General features: G+C 70.6%; 17 protein-coding genes. 15 read left to right on the forward strand and 2 right to left on the reverse strand.

Annotated elements, in window-relative coordinates; all coding sequences use genetic code 11:
* The first annotated feature begins 5 nt into the window (after nucleotides 1-5).
* The 6 genes from kdpB (at nucleotide 6) to BM198_RS06570 (ending at nucleotide 8,064) form a co-directional block, all read left to right on the forward strand.
* The gene (gene kdpB / locus BM198_RS06545) at nucleotides 6-2,060 is read left to right on the forward strand and encodes a potassium-transporting ATPase subunit KdpB (protein WP_074968713.1); all 2,055 of its coding nucleotides are present in this window, start codon (nucleotides 6-8) and stop codon (nucleotides 2,058-2,060) included.
* Between the two features lie 84 nt (nucleotides 2,061-2,144).
* Complete coding sequence (gene kdpC, locus BM198_RS06550) at nucleotides 2,145-2,696, forward strand: potassium-transporting ATPase subunit KdpC (protein WP_074968716.1); 552 nt, start codon at nucleotides 2,145-2,147, stop codon at nucleotides 2,694-2,696.
* The gene (locus tag BM198_RS06555) at nucleotides 2,693-5,338 is read left to right on the forward strand and encodes a sensor histidine kinase (RefSeq protein WP_074968718.1); all 2,646 of its coding nucleotides are present in this window, start codon (nucleotides 2,693-2,695) and stop codon (nucleotides 5,336-5,338) included. Before kdpC ends, BM198_RS06555 begins: the two co-directional genes overlap by 4 nt.
* A gap of 103 nt (nucleotides 5,339-5,441) precedes the next feature.
* Nucleotides 5,442-6,131, forward strand: a complete 690-nt coding sequence (locus tag BM198_RS06560; protein WP_074968720.1) for a response regulator — start codon at nucleotides 5,442-5,444, stop codon at nucleotides 6,129-6,131.
* Nucleotides 6,132-6,392: 261 nt separating this feature from the next.
* Nucleotides 6,393-7,301, forward strand: coding sequence for a glutaminase B (gene glsB / locus BM198_RS06565; protein ID WP_044409287.1), 909 nt, complete (start codon nucleotides 6,393-6,395; stop codon nucleotides 7,299-7,301).
* Nucleotides 7,302-7,395: 94 nt separating this feature from the next.
* Nucleotides 7,396-8,064 (forward strand): phytanoyl-CoA dioxygenase family protein, encoded by a 669-nt coding sequence (locus tag BM198_RS06570; RefSeq protein WP_074968722.1) that lies wholly within the window; start codon nucleotides 7,396-7,398, stop codon nucleotides 8,062-8,064.
* Between the two features lie 24 nt (nucleotides 8,065-8,088).
* Here the strand turns inward: BM198_RS06570 and BM198_RS06575 are convergent, their stop codons facing one another.
* Nucleotides 8,089-9,114, reverse strand: a complete 1,026-nt coding sequence (locus BM198_RS06575) for a patatin-like phospholipase family protein (RefSeq protein WP_074968724.1) — start codon at nucleotides 9,112-9,114, stop codon at nucleotides 8,089-8,091.
* Between the two features lie 163 nt (nucleotides 9,115-9,277).
* Between BM198_RS06575 and BM198_RS06580 the strand changes: the two genes are divergently transcribed.
* The 9 genes from BM198_RS06580 to BM198_RS06620 all read left to right on the forward strand — a co-directional run bounded on the left by BM198_RS06580 (nucleotide 9,278) and on the right by BM198_RS06620 (nucleotide 19,748).
* Nucleotides 9,278-9,556 (forward strand): hypothetical protein, encoded by a 279-nt coding sequence (locus tag BM198_RS06580; RefSeq protein WP_044413842.1) that lies wholly within the window; start codon nucleotides 9,278-9,280, stop codon nucleotides 9,554-9,556.
* Nucleotides 9,557-9,720: 164 nt separating this feature from the next.
* Nucleotides 9,721-11,145: an MFS transporter gene (locus BM198_RS06585; RefSeq protein ID WP_074968726.1), complete on the forward strand. Its 1,425-nt coding sequence runs from the start codon at nucleotides 9,721-9,723 to the stop codon at nucleotides 11,143-11,145.
* Between the two features lie 69 nt (nucleotides 11,146-11,214).
* Nucleotides 11,215-11,823, forward strand: coding sequence for a flavin reductase family protein (locus BM198_RS06590; protein WP_044413836.1), 609 nt, complete (start codon nucleotides 11,215-11,217; stop codon nucleotides 11,821-11,823).
* A gap of 250 nt (nucleotides 11,824-12,073) precedes the next feature.
* Nucleotides 12,074-14,038 (forward strand): HAMP domain-containing methyl-accepting chemotaxis protein, encoded by a 1,965-nt coding sequence (locus BM198_RS06595; protein ID WP_074968728.1) that lies wholly within the window; start codon nucleotides 12,074-12,076, stop codon nucleotides 14,036-14,038.
* Between the two features lie 123 nt (nucleotides 14,039-14,161).
* Nucleotides 14,162-15,079 carry an AAA family ATPase gene (locus BM198_RS06600; protein WP_044413830.1) on the forward strand — a complete coding sequence of 306 codons (918 nt, stop codon included), beginning with the start codon at nucleotides 14,162-14,164 and terminating at the stop codon, nucleotides 15,077-15,079.
* Nucleotides 15,079-16,038 (forward strand): DUF58 domain-containing protein, encoded by a 960-nt coding sequence (locus BM198_RS06605; RefSeq protein ID WP_074968730.1) that lies wholly within the window; start codon nucleotides 15,079-15,081, stop codon nucleotides 16,036-16,038. Before BM198_RS06600 ends, BM198_RS06605 begins: the two co-directional genes overlap by 1 nt.
* A complete protein-coding gene (locus tag BM198_RS06610) occupies nucleotides 16,035-18,029 on the forward strand; it encodes a transglutaminase TgpA family protein (protein WP_074968732.1) in 1,995 nt (664 codons plus the stop codon). Before BM198_RS06605 ends, BM198_RS06610 begins: the two co-directional genes overlap by 4 nt.
* Before the next feature lie 41 nt (nucleotides 18,030-18,070).
* The gene (locus tag BM198_RS06615) at nucleotides 18,071-18,832 is read left to right on the forward strand and encodes a CHAD domain-containing protein (RefSeq protein ID WP_044413820.1); all 762 of its coding nucleotides are present in this window, start codon (nucleotides 18,071-18,073) and stop codon (nucleotides 18,830-18,832) included.
* 118 nt (nucleotides 18,833-18,950) lie between these two features.
* Nucleotides 18,951-19,748, forward strand: a complete 798-nt coding sequence (locus BM198_RS06620) for an acyl-CoA thioesterase (RefSeq protein ID WP_044413817.1) — start codon at nucleotides 18,951-18,953, stop codon at nucleotides 19,746-19,748.
* A 1-nt stretch (nucleotide 19,749) separates the two neighbouring features.
* Here BM198_RS06620 and BM198_RS06625 read toward each other — a convergent pair whose 3' ends face one another.
* A complete protein-coding gene (locus tag BM198_RS06625) occupies nucleotides 19,750-21,324 on the reverse strand; it encodes a GGDEF domain-containing protein (protein WP_074968734.1) in 1,575 nt (524 codons plus the stop codon).
* Between the last annotated feature and the right edge of the window lie 3 nt (nucleotides 21,325-21,327).

Genomic DNA, 21,327 nt, shown 5'->3' on the forward strand with positions numbered 1-21,327 from the left:
CCATGATGAACGCCCCTCTGAAGGCGCCCAAGGCCGGCGCCAAGCAACCCTCCGCCACCACCGTCGCCGCGCTGTGGAAGCCGGCGCTGGTGCAGGCCTTCGTCAAGCTCGACCCGCGCCAGCTCAAGCGCTCGCCGGTGATGCTGGTGGTGGAGCTGACCGCAGTGCTGACCACCGTGCTCTGCTTCATCCCCAACCCGGCGGTGTCCCTCGGCCTGGCGCTGCAGCTCGCGCTGTGGCTGTGGTTCACCGTGCTCTTCGCCAACTTCGCCGAGGCCCTGGCCGAAGGTCGCGGCAAGGCCCGCGCCGACAGCCTCAAGGCCGGCAGCCAGGGCCTCGGTGCCCGTCGCCGCACGGCCTCCGGTGCCTTCGAAACGGTGCCGGCCAGCAGCCTGCGCCGGGGCGACATCGTCCGCGTCGAGGCCGGTGAGCTGATCCCCGGTGACGGCGAGGTGATCCAGGGCATCGCGGCGGTCAACGAGGCCGCCATCACCGGCGAGTCCGCACCGGTGATCCGCGAGTCCGGCGGCGACCGCTCGGCCGTCACCGGCAACACCCGCGTGGTGTCTGACTGGCTGCTGGTGAAGATCACCGCCAACCCCGGCGAGTCGACCCTGGACCGCATGATCGCCCTGGTGGAAGGCGCGCGCCGGCAGAAGACGCCGAACGAAGTGGCGCTGGACATCCTGCTCATCGGCCTGACGCTGATCTTCCTGCTGGTAGTGGCCACCCTGCAGCCCTTCGCCCGCTTCGCCGGCGGTGACCTGCCGCTGGTGTACCTGGTGGCGCTGCTGGTGACGCTCATCCCCACCACCATCGGCGGCCTGCTCTCGGCCATCGGCATCGCCGGCATGGACCGCCTGGTGCGCCTGAACGTCATCGCCAAGTCCGGCCGTGCCGTGGAAGCGGCAGGGGACGTGCACGTGCTGCTGCTGGACAAGACCGGCACCATCACCTTCGGCAACCGCCGCTGCAGCGCGATGGTCAAGGCCCCCGGCATCAGCGGCAAGGAGCTGGCCGACGCGGCGCTGCTGGCCTCCCTGGCCGACGACACGCCGGAAGGCAAGTCCATCGTCGAGTACCTGCGCGCGCTCAACACCCTGGAGGAGCCGGCCCGCGAGGCCGTCACCGCCATCGCCTTCAGCGCCGAGACGCGCCTCTCCGGTGCCGACTGGAACGGCCACCGCTACCGCAAGGGCGCCGTTGACGCGGTGCTGGCCTGGGTCGGCATGGAGCGCGACGGCATGCCCGAGGTGCTCGCCCGCGAGGTCGAGCGCATCGCCCAGGGCGGTGGCACGCCGCTGCTGGTGGCCGCCGATGGCCGCCTGTTGGGTGCCATCCACCTCAAGGACGTGGTCAAGCCCGGCATCCGCGACCGCTTCGCCGAGCTGCGCCGCATGGGCATCCGCACCGTGATGGTGACCGGCGACAACCCGCTGACCGCCGCCGCCATTGCCGCCGAAGCCGGGGTGGACGACGTGATCGCCGAGGCCACGCCGGAGAAGAAGCTGGCGCGCATCCGCTTCGAGCAGGGCGAAGGCAAGCTGGTGGCCATGTGCGGCGACGGCGCCAACGACGCCCCGGCGCTGGCCCAGGCCGACGTGGGCCTGGCGATGAACGACGGCACCCAGGCCGCCCGCGAGGCCGCCAACCTGGTGGACCTGGACTCCGACCCGACCAAGCTGCTGGACGTGGTGCAGGTGGGCAAGGAGCTGCTGGTGACCCGGGGCGCGCTGACCACCTTCTCGGTGGCCAACGACGTGGCCAAGTACTTCGCCATCCTCCCCGCGCTGTTCGCCGGCATCTACCCGCAGCTGGGCGTGCTCAACCTGATGCAACTGCACAGCCCGCAGAGCGCCATCCTCTCGGCCATCGTGTTCAACGCGCTGATCATCATCGCGCTGATCCCCCTGGCCCTGCGCGGGGTGCGCATCCAGGCCACAGACGCCGCCAGCCTGCTGCGCCGCAACCTGCTGATCTACGGCCTGGGCGGGCTGGTGGCGCCCTTCGTCGGCATCAAGGTGATCGACGTGCTGCTCACCGTCATCGGCCTGGTGTGACGCCATTCCCCGGACACCCGGGGAAGATCGGGGGCTGGGCAGACCCGCCCCCATCCGTCTTCGCTTTCCATCGAGGAACTGAATATGCTTTCGCAACTTCGACCCGCCCTGAGCCTCCTGGCCCTGATGACCCTGATTACCGGCGTCGCCTACCCCCTCACCGTGACCGGCATTGCCCAGGTGGCCTTCCCCGAGCAGGCCAACGGCAGCCTGGTGCGCGATGCCCAGGGCGAGGTGCGCGGCAGCCGTCTGCTGGCCCAGCCCGTGGACGGCCCGCAATGGTTCCAGCCGCGCCCCTCCGCTGGCGACTACGCCACCGTATCCAGCGCGGCCAGCAACCTGGCGCCGAGCAACCCGGCCCTGGCCGAGCGCATCAACAAGGACGCCAACCGCCTGCTGGCCGACGCCCAGGGCCCGGTGCCGATGGCCCTGGTGACCACCTCCGGCAGCGGCCTCGACCCGCACCTGCCGCCGACCGCCGCGCGCTACCAGATCCCGCGCATCGCCGCCGCCCGCCACCTGCCGCCCGAGCAGCTGGAGCGCCTGGTGGAGCGCTACACCGAACGGCCGGCCATCGGTGAGCCGGTGGTCAACGTCCTGGCCCTCAACCTGAGACTGAACGAGATGCCCGAATGAGTGATGCCGGCCGCGCGGACGCGCTGTTGGCCGAACTGCCCCACGAAGGGCGTGGCCGCCTGAAAGTCTTCCTCGGAGCCGCGCCCGGCGTGGGCAAGACCTACGCCATGCTCCAGGCCGCCCAGGCGCAACGGCGCCAGGGCGTCGACCTGCGCGTGGGCGTGGTGGAGACCCACGGCCGCAGCGAGACCGAGGCGATGCTCGCCGGCCTGCCGCAACAACCCCAGCGACGCCTGGAGTACCGGGGCGTGCCGCTGACCGAGATGGACCTGGACGGCCTGCTGGCCCACCCGCCACGCCTGGCCCTGGTGGACGAGCTGGCTCACAGCAACGCCCCCGGCAGCCGCCACGCCAAGCGCTGGCAGGACGTGCAGGAGCTGCTGGCCGCCGGTATCGACGTGTACACCACGGTCAACGTGCAGCACCTGGAGGCCCTCAACGACCAGGTGTTCGACATCACCGGCGTGCAGGTGCGCGAGACGGTGCCGGACTGGGTGCTGCAGGAGGCGGACGAGATCCTCCTCATCGACCTGCCGCCCCGCGAGCTGCTGGAGCGCCTGCGCGAAGGCAAGGTCTACGTGCCGGAACAGGCCCGCGCGGCCATCGACGCCTTCTTCTCCCAGACCAACCTCACCGCCCTGCGCGAGCTGGCCATGCAGACCGCCGCCGCGCGGGTGGATGCCGACCTGGCGCGGCGCTACCGCCTGCAGGGCCAGGAGGCACCGCCGGTGCGCGGCCGCCTGCTGGTGGGCGTGGACGGCGACGACCAGGCCGAGCGCCTGGTGCGCCACGCCTGCCGGGTGGCCGAGCGCCGCCACCTGCCCTGGAGCCTGGTGCACGTGGACACCGGCCGCACCCGCAACGAAGACAGCCGCGCCCGCCTGCAGGCCGCCCAGCAACTGGCCGAGCGCCTGGGCGGGGAGGTGGTGACCCTGCGTGCCGAGGCCGTGGCTTCGACCCTGCTGGCCCACGCCCGCGAGCGCCGCGCCAGCCTGCTGCTGGTGGGGCGCAGCCGTCAGCGCCTGCGCCGTCGCTGGCTGGGCCGGGGCGTGGCGGAACGCCTGTTGCGCCATGGCCAGGGGCTGGAGATCAGCGTGCTCGACACCGACCCGGACGCCCGCCCCGCGCCCAATGGGCGCGACCCCGTGCCGGCGGGCGACTACGGCCTGGCGCTGGGGGCGGTGCTGGCCGCCAGCGGTATCGCCTGGGGGGCGCACCTGGTGCTGGCGCTGCCGAACATCTCCCTGGTGTTCCTCGCCGCCGTGCTGCTGGTGGCGGTGCGCAGCAGCCTGGCCCCGGCGCTGGTGTGCGCCGGGTTGTCGTTCCTGGCCTATGACTTCCTGTTCATCCCGCCGGTGTTCTCCCTGACCATCGCCCGCCAGGAAGACGTGCTGACCCTGCTGTTCTTCCTGCTCATGGCCGGGCTCACCGGCAACCTCGCCTCGCGCCAGCGCCGCCAGGTGCAGGCCCTGCGCAGCACCCAGGCGGAAACCACGGCGCTGCTGGACCTCTCGCGCAAGCTCACCGCCGCCACCGACCGCCAGGCGGTGATGAAGGCGGCCACCCAGCAGTTCGAGGCCTGGAACGACCTGGAGGTGTGCCTGCTGGGCCGTGGCCGTGACGGGTTGTGGAAGATCGAAGCCGGCGTGCAGCGCCTGCTGGCGGACCAGGAGCGGGCCGCCGCCGACTGGTCCTGGCAGCACGAACAGAGCGCCGGCCTGGGCACCGGCACGCTGCCGGGCGGGCGCTGGTGGTGGCTGCCGCTGAGTGGCGAGGACGGCCCGCTGGCCCTGCTCGGCGTCGCCCCGCGCGATGGCCAGCCGCTGTCCGCCGAGCGCCGTCGCCTGCTGGCCGCCCTGGGCCAGCCGCTGGCCCAGGCCCTGGCCCGCGCCCAGTTGGCGGAGGACCTGGAGGCCGCGCGCCTGCACGGCGAGACCGAACAGCTGCGCAGCGCGCTGCTGGCGTCCGTCTCCCATGACCTGCGCACGCCGCTGACGGCCATGCGCGGCTCCATCGACAGCCTGCTGGCCCTGGGCGAGGCGATCCCCCTGGCGGACCGCCGCGAGCTGCTGGAGGGCACCCGCGACGAGGCCGAGCGCCTGGACCGCTACATCCAGAACCTGCTGGACATGACCCGCCTGGGCCACGGCGGCCTCAAGCTCGCCCGCGACTGGGTGGCGCCGGTGGACATCGTCGCCAGCGCCCTGCAGCGCCTTCGCCCGGTGCTGGCGCCACTGAAGGTGGAGACGCAGGTGCCCGAGGCGCTGCCGCTGCTCTACGTGCACGCGGCACTCATCGAGCAGGCGCTGGTCAACGTGCTGGAGAATGCCGCGCGCTTCTCGCCCACCGGCGGCCGCCTGCGGGTGGCAGTGGAGGCGGGCGACGACGAACTGCGCCTGGCGGTCAGCGATGAAGGCCCCGGCATCCCGGTGGCCGAGCGCGAGCGCATCTTCGACATGTTCTACACCGCCGCCCGGGGCGACCGGGGCGGGCAGGGCACTGGCCTGGGCCTGGCCATCTGCCAGGGCATGGTCGGCGCCCACGGTGGCCGCGTCAGCGTCGGTGAGGGGCTGGAGGGTCGGGGGACTACGCTGACCCTGCACCTGCCGTTGCACCCGCAGCCGGTGCTGGAGGAGGAGTGATGGCGGGGCGCTGGCGGAAAGGGACGGCGGGGCCGTCCTTCGCGAATGAATTCGCTCCCACAAGGATGCGAGCCGGACTGGCAATCGATGTGATGAATCACCCATGACGACTCCCCAATCAACCGTGCTGGTCATCGACGACGAAGCACAGATCCGCAAGTTCCTGCGCATCAGCCTGGCGTCCCAGGGGCACAAGGTGCTCGAAGCCGCCAACGGCACCGAGGGCCTGGCCCAGGTGGCCCTCGGCCGGCCCGACCTGGTGGTGCTGGACCTCGGCCTGCCGGACATGGACGGCCAGGCTGTGCTGGCCGAGCTGCGCCAGTGGTCCCACGTGCCGGTGCTGGTGCTCTCGGTGCGGGCCAGCGAGGGCGAGAAGGTGCTGGCGCTGGACAACGGCGCCAACGACTACGTGACCAAGCCCTTCGGCATCCAGGAGTTCCTCGCCCGGGTACGGGTGCTGCTGCGCCAGGGCGGCGGCGAGCCCCAGGAGGCCAGTGTGAGCAGCGGCCCGCTGCACCTGGATTTCGCCTACCGCCGCGTCACCCTGGACGGCCAGGAGGTGGCCCTGACCCGCAAGGAGTACGCCGTGCTCGCCCAGCTGGCGCGGCACCTCGGGCGGGTGGTGACCCAGCAGCAACTGCTCAAGGACATCTGGGGCCCCACCCATGTCGAGGACACCCACTACCTGCGGGTGGTGGTGGGCCACCTGCGGCAAAAGCTCGGCGACGACCCGGCCGCACCGCGTTTCATCGTCACCGAGGCCGGCGTCGGCTACCGGCTGCTGGAGGGTTAGGGGCGGTGCCTGCGATCCTGTCGCGGTATTTGCGACGGTGCCTGTGTTGTGCGCGGTGAATCCGTCGTCTAGCGCTTATTGGGCGCCTCTAAAAACTACCTGCGTTGTCATCGCGGCGTTATAAACCGGCTCAAAATGCTCATTTACCGCACGTAAACTGCGCTTTTTCGCCTGTTTTTGCCTTGCGCTGACTGCCTCGCCTACGTTCTTAGAGGTGCCCTATTCCTGACCCGCTTGGTTACCCGTTCGGACCCTCTCACGATGCAAGCCCTGCTCGACGACATCCTCGATCACGTACGCCCCCTCATCGGCACCGGCAAGGTCGCCGACTACATCCCGGCCCTGGCGCGGGTTTCCGCCAACCAGCTGGGCATCGCCGTGTACGGCAACGACGGCCAGCTGTACACCGCCGGCGACGGCCACCTGCCGTTCTCCATCCAGAGCATTTCCAAGGTGTTCAGCCTGGTGCAGGCCTTCCAGCATTCCGGCGAGGCCATCTGGGAGCGACTGGGCCACGAGCCGTCGGGTCAGCCGTTCAACTCGCTGGTGCAGCTGGAGTTCGAGCGTGGCGTGCCGCGCAACCCCTTCATCAACGCCGGGGCGCTGGTGATCTGCGACATCAACCAGTCGCGCTTCGCCGCGCCGAGCCTGTCCATGCGTGACTTCGTGCGGCGTCTCTCGGGCAACCCGGAGGTGGTGTCGGACGCGGTGGTGGCGCGCTCGGAGTACGAGCACCGCTCGCGCAATGCCGCAGCGGCCTACCTGATGAAGTCCTTCGGCAACTTCCACAACGACGTGGAGGAGGTGCTGCGCAGCTACTTCCACCACTGCGCGCTGTGCATGAGCTGCGCCGACCTGGCGCGGGCCTTCAGCTTCCTGGCCAACGAGGGCGTCAATGTGCACAGCGGCGAAACCGTGCTGAGCGCCCGGCAGACCCGCCAGGTGAACGCACTGATGGCCACCAGCGGGCTCTACGACGAGGCCGGCAACTTCGCCTACCGCGTCGGCCTGCCGGGCAAGAGCGGCGTTGGTGGCGGCATCGTCGCCGTGGTGCCGGGGCAGTTCACCGTGTGCGTCTGGTCGCCGGAGTTGAATGCATCCGGCAACTCGGTGGCCGGCATGGCGGCGCTGGAGGAACTCTCCGCACGGATCGGCTGGTCGATCTTCTGACGATGATCAATGCCGGTGGGGCGCCGATCGGTTGATCATCCGCCGCACCGGATCACCCCCACCCACGGCCACCGATAGGGACATCGAGCACGCCATGAACGAACGCGAACAGCTTCACCGGGATGGCTTCGCGCTGCTGCGCGGGGCGGTGCCGGCCGATTGGCTGGAGGGCCTGCGCAGCGCCTTCGACGCCGGGGTGAAACCCTCCGCCGAATGGCCGGTGCCGCGCGGCCAGGATTGGCAGCACGCACTGCTGGACCTCGACCCCGGCGTCCGCGCAGTGTGCCGCCTGCCGGCGCTGCTCGCCGTGGTGGGCGCGTTGATCGGCGAGCGCTTCTTCCTCGCCCAGGTGGAAGGGCGCGAGCCCCTGCCCAACGGCGGCAGGCAGCGGCTGCACCGCGACTTCTCCGCCGAGCGCCCCGGCGACACCGTCAACGCCCTGGTCTTCCTCGACGACTACGGCCCCGACAACGGCGCCACCCGCCTCATCCCCGGCAGCCACCGCCCCGACCTGGCAGGGCCTCCCGTCGACTTCGACGACGAATCCCATGCGATTCAACTGAGCGGCTCGGCGGGCGACATCCTCGTCTTCGACGCCGACCTGATCCACGCCGGCAGCCTCAACCGCCTCGGCAGCCGACGCCGCACCCTGCTGGTCGCCTACTTCGCCGCGCCCCTCTACACCCAGCACCAGGCCACCGCCGCGCTGCGCTATGTGCGGATGGAGCCTGTGGAGTATTTCGAGGTGGGGCGGCGTGGCTAGCTGAGCAGTGCCGCTTGTAAAGGCTCAGTGCAACTCCTCATACCGCTCCAGCGTATCCCGCGCGATCTGCCGGCCCAGTTGGATCAGCTCCGGCGCCTTGTAGAACTCGAAGAAGCGGCAGACGCGCTTGGGCACGTTGATGAGGATGTCCGGCGGGTAGCCGGCGATCTTGTACTGGGCGAGGGAGGTTTGCATGACCTCGAAGCTCTGGTTGACCAGCTCCAGCAGGGAGGCGGGGCCGACGCTGGCGACCACCTGGGAGCCGCTGGCCGAGCGAGGGGCGCCTTCGCGCTCTGGGGCGGCGGCGGGTTGCTGGGCCTGGGGGCGGGCGCTGTCGTCGGTCCACGGATCGGGCAGGGCGGGGAGGGTGGCGATGGCGTCGGGTTCCTCCTCATCGCTGCGGCGGCGGAAGGGCAGGCGATCGCCCAGGGAGCTGATGAGCTGGTCCAGGCGCCCCTTGAGGGCGGGGGAGCGCTCGATCACCGGGAGCTGGTACTGCTTCTGGTTGGTGGCGTTGAGGTTGACCGCGATGATCAGGTCGCAATGGCTGGAGACCACCGGGACAATCGGCAGCGGGTTGAGCAGGCCGCCGTCCACCAGCATCCGCGAGCCCTGCATCACCGGGGTGAAGAGGCTGGGGATGGCCGCCGAGGCGCGCATGGCCTGGTGCAGGCAGCCTTCCTGGAACCAGATTTCCTGTTGGTTGGTGAGGTCGGTGGCGACGGCGGTGAAGGGGATGGGCAACTGCTCGATGTCGATCTCGCCGACGATTTCGCGGATGCGGCCGAACACCTTTTCCCCGCGGATGGCACCCAGGCGGAAGCTGACATCCAGCAGGCGCAGCACGTCGAGGTAGTCGAGGCTCTCGGTCCACTCGCGGTATTCGTCGAGCTTGCCGGCGGCGTAGATGCCGCCCACCACGGCGCCCATGGAGCAGCCGGCGACGCAGGCGATCTCGTAGCCCCGCGCCTCCAGTTCCTGGATCACCCCGATGTGGGCATAGCCCCGGGCACCGCCCGATCCGAGCACCAGTGCGACGCGTTTGCTCATGCTGCTGTCATCCGTTTCTTTCAGAATGCGCCAGACAATACCTGTCGAGTCCTAGGGCAGCCAAGCGGCGACCGAGCATTGCGTGACCCCGTGGAATCTTTTGGCGGAGCGGCCAGTCTGAGTAGACTGATGGCCATTTCCCATGCAGCCGAGGAGGAAAACCATGAAAGCCTGGATCAGCCTGTCCCTCGTTGCCCTTGCCCTCGTGGGGTGCGCTGGCAAGACGGCGTACCGCGAGAGCTGCGGCAGCCAACTGGATGCCGCCTGGCGTGAGCTCGACCTGGCCAAGGCCGAGGGCTTCGCCGGCACCGTGAGTTATTCCAAGGCCCTGAGCCTGCTGACGGCGGCCAAGACCCAGCAGCAGTTCGAGGGGTTCCAGGGCTGCACGGCGAAGGCCGAGAAGGCGCGCTTCTACATCCGCGAGTCCCGCGCGGGCCGCTGAAACCCTTGGGTGAACGAGCCGGGGCTTGCCCCGGCTTTTTTGTGGCCGCAAGAAGGCCATAGGCAGCGCCTATCTGCTTTATCAAAGAAATTTCTTGTTTAATTTGTCGGGCGATTTCTAATATCCAAGTCGTTACTTGGATAAAGGCCATGGAGAGACGCCTGATGACGACTGCCACTTCTTCCCCGGGAACCCCTTCCACCGCTTCCTGGGGCGATCTTTTCAGCGGGCGCAACGGCCTGCTGGCCGTTGCACTGACCGGCAGCGTGGCGCTGCACGCGATCAACGTTCATATCGTCACCACCGTGCTGCCGTCGGTGGTGCGTGAGATCGGCGGGCTGGACTGGTACGCCTGGAACACGACCCTGTTCGTGGTGGCGTCCATCATCGGCGCGGCACTGTCGGTGCGGGTGCTGGCGGGCAGCGGGCCGCGAGGCGCCTGCCTGGCGGCGCTGGCCTTGTTCAGCCTGGGCACCATGGGTTGCGCCACGGCACTGTCGATGCCGTGGATGCTGGCGGCCCGTGCGGTCCAGGGGTTGGGCGGGGGGCTGTTGGCGGCCCTGAGTTATGCGCTGATCCGCGTGGTGTTCGAACCGCCGTTGTGGCCCCGCGCGGTGGCGCTGGTATCAGGCATGTGGGGCGTGGCGACGCTGTGCGGGCCGGCGGTGGGCGGGCTGTTCGCCGAGGCCGGGCACTGGCGCTGGGCGTTCTGGTCACTGCTGCCGGTGGCGGCGGCCCAGGCTGTGCTGGTGACGCTGCAGCTCGGCCCGCGTGAGCGTGGGACTGGGGCACCGCCCCGGGTGCCGGTGCTGCAGATCGTCCTGCTTGCCGCCTCGGTGCTGGCGGTGGCCACGGCCAGTCGCGCCGGGCACCTGGCCTGGCAGGGGGGCGGAGTGGTCCTGGGGTTGGCGCTGGGGGCCCTGGCCCTGCGGGTGGATCGCCAGGCGCGGGTGCGTCTGCTGCCCAGCGGCAGCGCATCCCTGGGCGCGCCCCTGGGGGCGGCCTACGCCTGCGTTGCGCTGTTGCTGGTGGGCACCACCACCGAGATCTTCGTGCCGTACTTCCTGCAGGTGCTGCACGGCCAGACGCCGCTGCTGGCGGGCTACCTGACGGCGGCGATGGCAGCCGGCTGGAGCATCGGCTCGCTGACCTCCTCGGGGCGCGAGGGGCGCCAGGCCAATGGCCTGCTGCGCACGGGGCCGCTGTTCTGCGTGGCGGGCCTGGCGGCGTTGGCGGTGGTGCTGCCCCTGGGCAGTGACTGGAACGCCATGTTGCGGACGCTGCTCGCTGCGTTGGCGCTGGCGGCGGTCGGGGCGGGGGTCGGCATGGGCTGGCCGCACCTGCTCACCCGGGTGATGGCCCTGGCCCCCAAGGGTGAGGAAGACGCTGCGTCCACCGCCATCACCACCGTGCAGCTCTACGGCATGGCCATCGGCGCGGCGGTGGCGGGGCTGGTGGCCAACGCGGCCGGCCTGATCGAACCCGGCGGCGAGGCCGGTGCGCGGTCGGCGGCGATCTGGCTGTTCAGCGGCTTCATCCTTGCGCCGGCCCTGGCCGCCTGGCTGGTAAGGCGCGTGGCAGAGCGCTGAGGCGGTTGCGTCGGGCAGGCGAGGGCGGGGCATAATCCGGCCTCGCCTTTGCCGTTGCCGGAGCACCTGATGCAACTCGACTTCTCCACCCTCACGCCCCTGGAGGCCTACCGCTGGCTGGCCTCCACCGTGACCCCGCGCCCCATCGCCTGGGTCTCCAGCCTGTCTGCCAGTGGCGTCGCCAACCTGGCGCCGTTCAGCTTCTTCCAGGTGATCAGCGACGACCCGCCGACGCTGATGGTCAACGTCGGCAGCCGCGATGACGGCAGCCTCAAGGACACCCTGCGCAACGTGCAGGAAACCGGCGAGCTGGTGATCCACCTGGTGCCGTTCGCCTTCGCCGAGGCGATGAACGCCACCGCTGCACCGTTGGCGTACACGGTGAGCGAGTTCGAGAGCTGCGGCATCGAGCACGAGCCGTCGCTGCGGGTGGCGCCGCCCCGGGTCAAGGGCGCGCCGGTCGCCTTCGAGTGCCGCCTGCTGGAGGCGCAGCCGTTCCCTCGCGACAACCCCAACTGCCACCTGATCTTCGCCGAGGTGCTGCTGGCCCATATCGATGACGCGGTGCTCACCGAGCAGGGGCGCGTCGATACCCAGGCGCTGGACCTGGTAGGCCGCCTGGGCGGCAGCGCCTATGTGCGCACCCGCGACATATTCAACATGGTGCGCCCCACCTGACCCGCCCGGCCCCGCACCATTGCGGGGCCTTTCGCACGCGCCTGTGCGATCTCGACCGGCTTCTGACGCCGCGACTTTGACGACCTGCCGCCGAATGGTCTGAAAGCGACCTCTGCATATCCAAAAAAACCAGCTAGCGTGGGATTGGCGCGGTCATGGCTTGTCGCCAGCAGGGGCGCGCTCCTAAGTTCGCGCTGTTGTCCGGGGTGGCGAGCGCGTCGACCCGGTTACCGGCATGGAGGGAAGCAGCATGGCATCGGTTGTCCAACGGGGTATCGCCAGCCTGGGCACGGCGGCCAAGCTGGCACTCGGCTTCGGCGTGGTGCTGGCGCTCACGGCAGTGGTGGCGGCCACCGGCTACCTGGCGCTGCGCAACGTGGCGGCCGGGGCGGCGCTGCTGGAGCGCATGGACGCCCTGGGCGGCGAGGTGCAACGCATGCGCCTGGTGGAGAAGGACTACGCCCTGACCGGCGATGCCAAGCGCGCCGAGGCCCTGCGCCAGGCGACCCAGACCCTGCTCGAACACAACGAGGCCCTGAAGGGCGAGGTGGATGCCGCCAGCCGCCAGGCCCTGGACGAAGTGGCCGGGGCGGTGGGCGGCTACCGCGCGGCCTTCGACCGCTATGTGGAGCTTTCCGACAACATGCGCCTGGCGCTGGAGGCGGCCAACTGGCTGGTGGTCAGCGCCTCCAACAGCCTCGATGTGCTGCAGTCGGGCCTCAACGAGGACGGCATCGACCTGCTGAAAAGCTCCCAGGGGGCAGAAGGCGCGGACATGGTGGCGCAGGGCGGCGAGATCAGCCGCATCTACCAGTCCCTGCTGTTGGCGCTGAACCAGGCCCGTACGCGCCTGGAGCAGAGCCGCAGCACCGGGGAGGCCGCCGATACCCAGATCCAGGAAGCGCTGGACGCCCAGAAGCTCGCCGGCGAGCTGCGCGACCGTATGCAGGACCCGGGCTACGCCGCCGTCCTCACCGAGGTGATCGGCAACATCGACTCCTTCAACGAACGCCTGCGCGAGTACACCGAGAACCTGCAGCAGCAGAAGCGCGAGTTCCAGGGCCTGACCGCCGGGGCCGAGGCCATGGTTGCGGCCGTGGACAAGGCACGTGACCACCAGGAGCAGGCCATGCAGAACCAGCAGCGTGGCAGCTCGCTGCTGATCATCGGCGGCAGCGCGCTGGCGCTGCTGATCGGCCTGGCGGCGGCGATGCTCATCGCGTTGCTGATCGTGCGGCCGCTCAAGCGGGTGATCGAGGTGGCGCAGCAGATCTCCGCCGGAGACCTCAGCGGCGACATCGAGGTGGGCCGCAGCGACGAGGTGGGCCAGCTGCTGGAGGCCATGCGCGCCATGTCGGCCAACCTGCGGAACATGGTCGGCCAGCTGCAGGGCGGGGTGCAGCAGATTTCCAATTCGGCCCAGGCGCTGTCCGCCGTCACCGAGCAGACCCGCGTCGGGGTCAACGGGCAGAAGCAGGAGACCGATCAGGTCGCCACCGCCATGAGCCAGATGACCGCCACCGTGCACGAAGTGGCACGCAACGCCGAGGCCGCTGCGGCCTCCACCCACAGCGCCGACACCCGCGTGGCCAGCGGCAACGAGGTGGTGCGCCAGAGCCGGGGGCGCATCGACCAGTTGGCCAGGGCGATGGAGGTCACCACCCAGAGCATCGAGCAGCTCAGCCAGGAGGCGCAGAGCATTGGCGCGGTGCTGGACGTGATCAAGAGCGTGGCCGAGCAGACCAACCTGCTGGCGCTCAACGCGGCCATCGAGGCGGCGCGGGCCGGCGAGCAGGGCCGCGGCTTCGCCGTGGTGGCCGACGAGGTGCGGGCCCTGGCGCGGCGTACCCAGCAGTCCACCGCCGAGATCGAGCGGCTGATCGGCACCCTGCGCGAAGGCGTGCGCCGCTCGGTGGAGACCATGCACCAGAGCGAGAGCCTGGTGCAGAAGACCGTGGAGGATGCCGGCCAGACCGAGGCGGCGCTCAACGGCATTGCCGAGGCCGTGTCCACCCTGCACCAGATGAACCAGCAGATCGCCGCCGCCGCCGAGCAGCAGACGGCGGTGGCCGAAGAGATCAACCGCAGCGTCACCAGCATCCGCGACATCGCCGACCAGTCCGCCGAGGCGATGGAGGAAACCGCCACCTCCAGCACCCGCCTGGCCGCTCTGGGGCGGGACCTGCAGGCGATGGCTGCGCACTTCAGGTTGTGACCGGGCCGACGTTTCCGTGATCGCGCGGCCTGTCGGCCCGGGCTTTCATGAGCAAATCTTGCAAGTCGCTTTGCCAGCGCGCCGGGCGCGGCTAGCATCGGCCGATCGTTCATGGAGCCTGATATGCGAACCCGACTGGATGCCTGCCTCGACGCCATCAACCAGGTCCTGCTGGGCAAGGAGGTGCAGGTCCGCCTGGCCCTCACCTGCCTGCTGGCGCGGGGGCACCTGCTGATCGAAGACCTGCCCGGCATGGGCAAGACCACTCTCAGCCACACCCTGGCCAAGGTGCTGGGGCTCAGCTTCCAGCGCATCCAGTTCACGTCCGACCTGCTGCCCGGCGACATCCTCGGCACCTCGGTGTTCGACAAGGACACCGGCCAGTTCGTCTTCCACCCCGGCCCGGTGTTCGCCGAACTGGTGCTGGCCGACGAGATCAACCGCGCCACCCCCAAGAGCCAGAGCGCCCTGCTGGAGGCTATGGAGGAGGGGCAGGTGACCATCGAGGGCGCCACCCGGCCGCTGCCCGATCCCTTCTTCGTCATCGCTACCCAGAACCCGGTGAGCCAGGGCGGCACCTTCGCCTTGCCGGAATCCCAGCTGGACCGCTTCCTCATGCGGCTGTCCCTCGGCTACCCGGCCCGCGCGGCGGAGAAGGCGCTGCTGCTGGGCGAGGCCCGTCGCGACCTGCTGCCACGGCTGGAGGCGGTGCTGGACCACGCGGCCCTGGCCGCGCTGCAGGACGAGGTGCCCCGGGTGCGCGCCAGCGATGCCCTGGTGGACTACGTGCTGCGCCTGGTGGAGGCCACCCGCACCCACCCGCAGTTCGCCCTCGGCCTTTCGCCACGGGGCAGCCTGGCGCTGCTGGGCGCGGCGCGGGCCTGGGCGCTGCTGGCAGGGCGTGACTACGTGATCCCCGAGGACGTGCAGGCCGTGCTGCCCTCGGTGGCCGGCCACCGCCTGCGCGAGCGCGCCGACCCCACCGGCCACGGCGGCGGCACGCTGGTGCAGTGGCTGCTGCGCGAAGTCCCGGCGCTCTGATGGCCGGCGGCATCCTGCGGCCGCGCTGGGACCGCTGGCTGGCCCGGCGCATTCCCCCGGCCCACGAACTGCGCCTGGACCAGAAGCGCATCTTCATCATTCCCACCCGCACCGGCGCGGCCTTCGGCGGTGCCCTGGTGCTGATGCTGCTGGCGGCCATCAACTACCAGAACAGCCTGGCGTACGGGCTGACCTTTCTGCTGGCCTCGGTGTTCATCCTCGCCATCCTCCACACCTACCGGAACCTCTCCGGGCTGGTGCTGCGGGCGGCCGGCGCACCGCCGGTGTTCGTCGGCGAGCAGGCGCGCTTCAAGGTGCGCCTGGAGAGCCGCCGCCATGCCCACGAGGCCATCGCCCTGGGCTGGCCGCCCGAGCCGCTGCAACTGCAGGACGTGCCGGCCAGCGGGGCCACTGATTGCGAGCTGAGCCAGCCGGCGCTCCAGCGCGGCTGGCTGCGGCCCGGTCGCCTGCGGGTGGAGAGCCGCTTTCCCCTCGGCCTGCTGGTGGCCTGGAGCTGGGTCGACCTCGACCAGGCCGCGCTGGTGTACCCGCGCCCCTTGCCCGGTGACCTGCCCCTGGCCGCCGGCGGGCGCGCCGATGCGGAGGAGGAGGGCGTGCGCGTGGACGGGCGCGGTGCCGACGACTTCCAGGGCCTGCGGCCCTACCAGCCGGGGGACTCCCGCCGGCGCCTGCACTGGAAGGCTTATTCCCGGGGGCAGGGGTTGTTCATCAAGGACTTCGCTGCCCTCTCCGGAGCGGACCTGTGGCTCGACCTTGCCGGGCTGGACGGCGACCTGGAGAGCCGCCTTTCGCTGCTCTGCCACTGGGTGCTGACCTTCACCGAGCGCGGCCAGCCCTTCGGCCTGCGCCTGGGTGGCCTGGAGCTGCCGGCCGATGTCGGCGAGCCCCACCGCGACGCCTGTCTGCGGGCCCTGGCGCTCTACGGGGTGGCGCCATGAGTGCGGAACAGCCGATCCCGCGCATCGCCCTGACCTGGCTGCTGGTGGCTCAGGTGCTGGTGATCGTCCCGCACCTGGTGCACCTGCCGGTGTGGATCATCGGCCTCTGGGTGGTCTGCGCGGCCTGGCGGGTGCAGATCTTCCGCATGCGCGCGCGCTACCCCAATGGTCTGGCGAAGATCCTGATGATGCTGGTGGCGGCTGCCGGCGTGGTGCTGTCCCGGGGCAGCCTGATCGGCCTGGATGCCGGCGCGGTGCTGCTGGTGGCGGCCTTCATCCTCAAGCTGGTGGAGATGCGCACCCGGCGTGATGCGCTGGTGCTGATCTTCCTCGGCTTCTTCACCGTGGTGGTGGCGTACCTGTTCGACGACGGCATGCTCGCCGGGCTCTACAGCCTGCTGCCAGTGACGGCCTTGCTGGCGGCGCTGATCGGCCTGCAGCAGAGCGGTTTCGCCCAGCGCCCGACCGCCACCCTGAAGCTGGCCGGCACCCTGTTGCTGCAGGCGCTGCCGCTGATGCTGGTGCTGTTCCTGTTCTTCCCGCGCATGGGGCCGCTGTGGTCCTTGCCGTTGCCCAGCGACAAGGGCGTGACCGGGCTTTCCGATGACATGGCGCCCGGCGACATCGCCGAGCTGAGCCAGTCCGGCGCGCTGGCCTTCCGCGCCAGCTTCGAGGGCGACCCGCCACCCCGGCGCGAGCTCTACTGGCGGGCACTCACCCTGGAGCGCTTCGACGGTCGGCGCTGGTCCCAGTCCCCGGCGAGCCAGGTGCAGGCACCGGCGCAATGGGCGAAACAGGGCCCCGCACTCAACTACAGCGTGGTGATGGAGCCCAGCGGCAAGCCCTGGCTGTTCGGCTTGGACGTGGCCGAGACCCGCGTCGAAGACACCCGCCAGATGGTCGACTTCCACCTCCAGCGGCGCCTGCCGGTGGAGCGCTCGCTGCTCTACAGCGTCACCTCCTGGCCCCAGGCGGTGCGCGACCCGCAGCTGGCGGACGCGGTGCGCCGGCGCAACCTGCAACTGCCCCGCGAAGGCGACCCGCGCGCGCGGGCCTGGGCCGAGCAGTTGAGCGCCCGCTACACCGAGCCGGATGCCCTGGTGCAGGCGCTGCTGCGGCATTTCAACCAGGAGCCTTTCGTCTACACCCTGCGCCCGCCGCTGGCCGAGCGGGACACGGTGGATGCCTTCCTGTTCGACAGCCGACGGGGCTTCTGCGCCCACTACGCCGGCGCCATGACCTTCGTCCTGCGTGCCGCCGGCATTCCCGCGCGGGTGGTGGCCGGCTACCAGGGGGGTGAGATCAACCCCGCCGGGAACTACGTGCTGGTGCACCAGTTCGATGCCCATGCCTGGGTCGAATACTGGACGGCCGCCGCCGGCTGGACCCGTGTCGATCCCACCTTCCAGGTGGCGCCGGAGCGCATCGAGAACGGCCTGGAACAGGCCGTGGCCCAGGAGCAGAGCTTCCTGCAGGACTCGCCCTTCTCCCCCCTGCGTTACCGCGACATCGGCTGGATCAACCAGCTGCGCCTGGCCTGGGACCGGGTGAACTACGGTTGGCAGCGCTGGGTGCTGGGCTACCAGGGCGAGACCCAGGCCCAGGTGCTGCAACGCTGGTTCGGCCAGCTGGACGCGCGCACCTTCGCCCTCCTGCTGGTGGGCACGGCGGCCTTCCTGGTGGCCCTGGTGGCGCTGTGGATGTTCAAGCCCTGGCGCCGCGAGCGGGACCCGCAGGTGCGCCTGCACCAGGCCTTCGAGCGTGTGCTGGCCCGCCACGGGCTGGTGCGCGGTGCCGCCGAGGGCCCGCGTGATTTCGCCGCCCGTGCCGCCCAGGCCCTGCCGCAGCAGGCGCGGCTGATCGAGGAATTCGCCCGCCGCTATGAGGCGCTGCGCTATGCTGGCGCCCCTGAAGCGCCGGCCGACCTGCGGCGCACGCTGAACAACCTGCGCCGGGCCCTGCCTTGGCGCCTGACTCGACAGGAGCGCTGACCCGTGCCTCGCCGGGGCGCTCCGCCGAAGGAACACCTGCCATGTCCGCCATGCTCGACGACCTGATCGCCCAGGTCCTGAAACTCGAAATCCAGCTCATCTCCGCCCGTGCCCGCCTGGAGGCCAGCACCGACGACGAGGCCCTGCACGACCTACGCATCAACCTGCGGCGCCTGCGCAGCCTGCTGCGGCCGTTGCGTGGGCTGCCGGTGGCCGATGTGCTGATCGAGGCGGCCCGGGAACTGGGGCGGATCACCACGCCGTTGCGCGACCTGGAGGTGCTGATCGCCGAGCTGGCCCGCCACCACCACGAGCGCCTGGCCGAGCCCCGCCGCCTGCGCCTGCGCCAAGGCTGCCGCGAGGTGCTCCAGGCTCCGGCGCTGGAGCGGCTGTTCCAGGTGCTCGACGCCTGGCCGCAGCTGCTGCGCCTGTCGGCCCGGGAAGGCTTGCTGGAGCAGCCGCGCAAGCGCATCCGCAAGCGCCTGCTGAAGGACTGGGCCCGCCTGGAGCAGGCCCTGGCCGATCCGGCCCATGACCGCCACGCCCTGCGCCTGCTCATCAAGCGCGCGCGCTATGGCGCCGATGCCTACCCCGGGGTGGTGGAGGTGCCGGAGCGTACCCGGCGCCTGCTCAAGGGGGCCCAGGATGCCCTGGGCAAATGGCACGACCGCCTGCAGTGGCTGGCCACCGCCGAGCGCGAGCCGGACCTGGCCCCGCGCACCCGCGCCTGGAGCACCGCCCTGCATGCCGCCGAGCTGCGGGCCGACCGCGTGCTGGAGAAGTTGCAGGCGCGCCTGGGCTGAGGTGCCGCCGCTGGCGTTTATCCCCTCCGGGTTGTCGGGACTCGCTTGAAGTTCGGCTTCCGGGGGGCGGGGGCTTCCCCTACCATCGCCCCATCCTAGAGCCGTGGATGAGATCCCGATGACCTTCTTCGAATTGATGCAGGCGGTCCGGAAGGACCCGCTGGACGTGACCGTGCCCGCTCGCTGGGCCCAGGGCCGTGCGAGCTTCGGCGGCCTGGTGGCGGCGCTGGCCTATGGCGCCATGCGCGACAAGGCCCAACCGGGCCGGCCGGTGCGTTCCCTGGCGATCACCTTCGTCGGCCCGATGGAGGCCGAAGTGCCGGCCCGTTTCGAGGCCGAGGTGCTGCGCGAGGGCAAGGCGGTGAGCCAGATGTTCTGCCGGGTGCGCCAGGGCGAGCAGACCGTGGCAGTGGTGCAGGGCAGCTTCGGCGCCGCGCGGGATTCGGCAATTGCCGTGGAGGGCGAACCGGCCCCCGTGATCAAGGCCCCCGATGCCTGCCAGGAGCTGCCCTACCTGCGCGGCGTGACCCCCGAGTTCACCCGTTACCTGGCGATGCGCTGGGGCATCGGTGGCATGCCGTTCACCAACAACCCCAGCCGTGAGATGGGCGGCTGGGTGAGGCTGCGTGGGGAGGTGGAGGAAGCCCCGGTGGACGAGGCGCTGCTGCTGGCCCTGGTGGACGCCTGGCCGCCGGCGGTGCTGCCGCATCTGCGCTCGCCGGTGCCAGGCAGTTCGCTGACCTGGACCATCGAATTCGTGCAGCCGGCGCCGGCCCTGAGCACCCTGGACTGGTGCCTGTACCGCGCCGAGATCGACCACGCCCGGGATGGCTACGGCCACATCTCCGCGCGGCTCTGGACCCCGGCGGGCGAGCTGGTGGCGCTGAGCCGGCAGACGGTGGCGGTATTCGGCTGAGTCAGACCGCCAGCTCGACGCGGTTGCGACCGGCGAGCTTGGCGGCGTAGAGGGCCTTGTCGGCACGCCCCAGCAGGCTTTCCAGGCTTTCGCCGGGGTGCAGCTGGGCCAGGCCCAGGCTGACGGTCAGGTGCAGCGCCTGGCCGTCGGGCAGTTCCATGCACTGGCCCTCGATCTCGCCACGCAGGCGTTCGGCCACCTGCCGGGCCGCGTCCAGGGTGGCCTCCGGCAACAGCGCGGCGAACTCCTCGCCGCCCAGCCGACCCAGCACATCCACTTCCCGCAGGGTGGCGGTCATCGCCCGCGCCGCCGCCCGCAGCGCTTCGTCACCGGCGCTGTGGCCGTGCTGGTCGTTGACGTCCTTGAAGTGGTCCAGGTCCATCATCAGCAGGCAGCAGGGGTGGCCGAAGCGGTCCTGCTGGCGCAGCAGGTCACCGGCGCGCTGCATGAAGGCACGGCGATTGCCCAGGCCGGTGAGGGCGTCGGTAGTGGCCAGGGTCAGCAACTCCTGCTCAAGCCGCTTGCGCGGGGTGATGTCGTAGCTCCAGACCAGGTAGGCCGGCTCGCCGTCCACCTCCACCAGGCGCCCGGAGATGACGCCCCAGTAGGGCTGCTGGCGGCCCAGGCGGGCTTCCCAGTCATCCAGCTCGCCACGGGATTCCAGTGTGGCGCGAAACCGCTGGGCTTCCTCGGGGTCGGTGAACAGCTGCTCGAGGGCGACCCGGCGCGCCCGCGCCCAGGCGTGGCGCCTCAGCAGGCGCTGGGTGACGAAGTGGACCTTGCCGGAAAGGGTGCCGATGAGGGCCACGTCGCTGGGGCTGGCTTCGAGGATGTCCCGCAGCAGCTCGCGGCCCTGGCGCAGCTCGCGGGTGCGGGCGTCCACCCGCGCCTCCAGGCTCTGGTTCAACTCGCCCAGGCGCTCGGCCAGGCGTCGTTCGCGCCGGTAGTTGCGCACCAGTTGCAGCATCAGCAGCGAGCCGCCACCGAGCAGGCCGCAGAGGGCCCAGGCCAGGTTGTGGAAGTAGCGGTAGAGGTGCTGGCGCTCGCCGTCCAGCTCGTTGGCCAGGGAGATGTTGGCGGCCACCATCACTTCGTGCATGGCGAGCTGCAGGGGTGGCAGTTCATGGATCACCTCGCCGGCGAGTTGCCTGGCCGTGTCGCGGTCCTCCCAGCTGGCGCGCTGTTGCCAGCGGATGCTCAATTGCTCGACCTGGCGCAGGGTGCCGTTGACGTCCGGGCGAGGCTGGGGCAGGTGGGCGAACATCGGGTGGTCGGAGAGGTCGCGGGTCAGGCTGCGCAGCACGCCCAGGCGCACGGTGAAGGCCGAGGGGCTGCTGCCCCCGCTTTCCAGGCTGCGGGCCTCCTCGACGAGGCGGCCCATGGCGTTGCGGATCTGGTAGGCCTGCCACAGCTCGCCATGGGAGGTCGGGTGGCCCAGTTGCCGGGCCTCGCGGATCACCATCCACAGGCAGCCGGCCACCACCACGGCCATGCCGGCCAGCAGCGCCAGCAGGACGAACATGACCATCCGCTGGCGGGCGATGTAGGCGGCGTTGTCGGGTAGGCGCTCGGGCATGGC

Origin of the sequence: Metapseudomonas otitidis, assembly GCF_900111835.1 — a bacterium.
Lineage (GTDB): Bacteria > Pseudomonadota > Gammaproteobacteria > Pseudomonadales > Pseudomonadaceae > Metapseudomonas > Metapseudomonas otitidis.

Coding starts and splice junctions, on each gene's coding strand:
- kdpB (WP_074968713.1), top strand. CDS start 6: ATGAACGCCCCTCTGAAGGCGCCCAAGGCCGGCGCCAAGCAACCCTCC.
- kdpC (WP_074968716.1), top strand. CDS start 2,145: ATGCTTTCGCAACTTCGACCCGCCCTGAGCCTCCTGGCCCTGATGACC.
- BM198_RS06555 (WP_074968718.1), top strand. CDS start 2,693: ATGAGTGATGCCGGCCGCGCGGACGCGCTGTTGGCCGAACTGCCCCAC.
- BM198_RS06560 (WP_074968720.1), top strand. CDS start 5,442: ATGACGACTCCCCAATCAACCGTGCTGGTCATCGACGACGAAGCACAG.
- glsB (WP_044409287.1), top strand. CDS start 6,393: ATGCAAGCCCTGCTCGACGACATCCTCGATCACGTACGCCCCCTCATC.
- BM198_RS06570 (WP_074968722.1), top strand. CDS start 7,396: ATGAACGAACGCGAACAGCTTCACCGGGATGGCTTCGCGCTGCTGCGC.
- BM198_RS06575 (WP_074968724.1), bottom strand. CDS start 9,114: ATGAGCAAACGCGTCGCACTGGTGCTCGGATCGGGCGGTGCCCGGGGC.
- BM198_RS06580 (WP_044413842.1), top strand. CDS start 9,278: ATGAAAGCCTGGATCAGCCTGTCCCTCGTTGCCCTTGCCCTCGTGGGG.
- BM198_RS06585 (WP_074968726.1), top strand. CDS start 9,721: ATGACGACTGCCACTTCTTCCCCGGGAACCCCTTCCACCGCTTCCTGG.
- BM198_RS06590 (WP_044413836.1), top strand. CDS start 11,215: ATGCAACTCGACTTCTCCACCCTCACGCCCCTGGAGGCCTACCGCTGG.
- BM198_RS06595 (WP_074968728.1), top strand. CDS start 12,074: ATGGCATCGGTTGTCCAACGGGGTATCGCCAGCCTGGGCACGGCGGCC.
- BM198_RS06600 (WP_044413830.1), top strand. CDS start 14,162: ATGCGAACCCGACTGGATGCCTGCCTCGACGCCATCAACCAGGTCCTG.
- BM198_RS06605 (WP_074968730.1), top strand. CDS start 15,079: ATGGCCGGCGGCATCCTGCGGCCGCGCTGGGACCGCTGGCTGGCCCGG.
- BM198_RS06610 (WP_074968732.1), top strand. CDS start 16,035: ATGAGTGCGGAACAGCCGATCCCGCGCATCGCCCTGACCTGGCTGCTG.
- BM198_RS06615 (WP_044413820.1), top strand. CDS start 18,071: ATGTCCGCCATGCTCGACGACCTGATCGCCCAGGTCCTGAAACTCGAA.
- BM198_RS06620 (WP_044413817.1), top strand. CDS start 18,951: ATGACCTTCTTCGAATTGATGCAGGCGGTCCGGAAGGACCCGCTGGAC.
- BM198_RS06625 (WP_074968734.1), bottom strand. CDS start 21,324: ATGCCCGAGCGCCTACCCGACAACGCCGCCTACATCGCCCGCCAGCGG.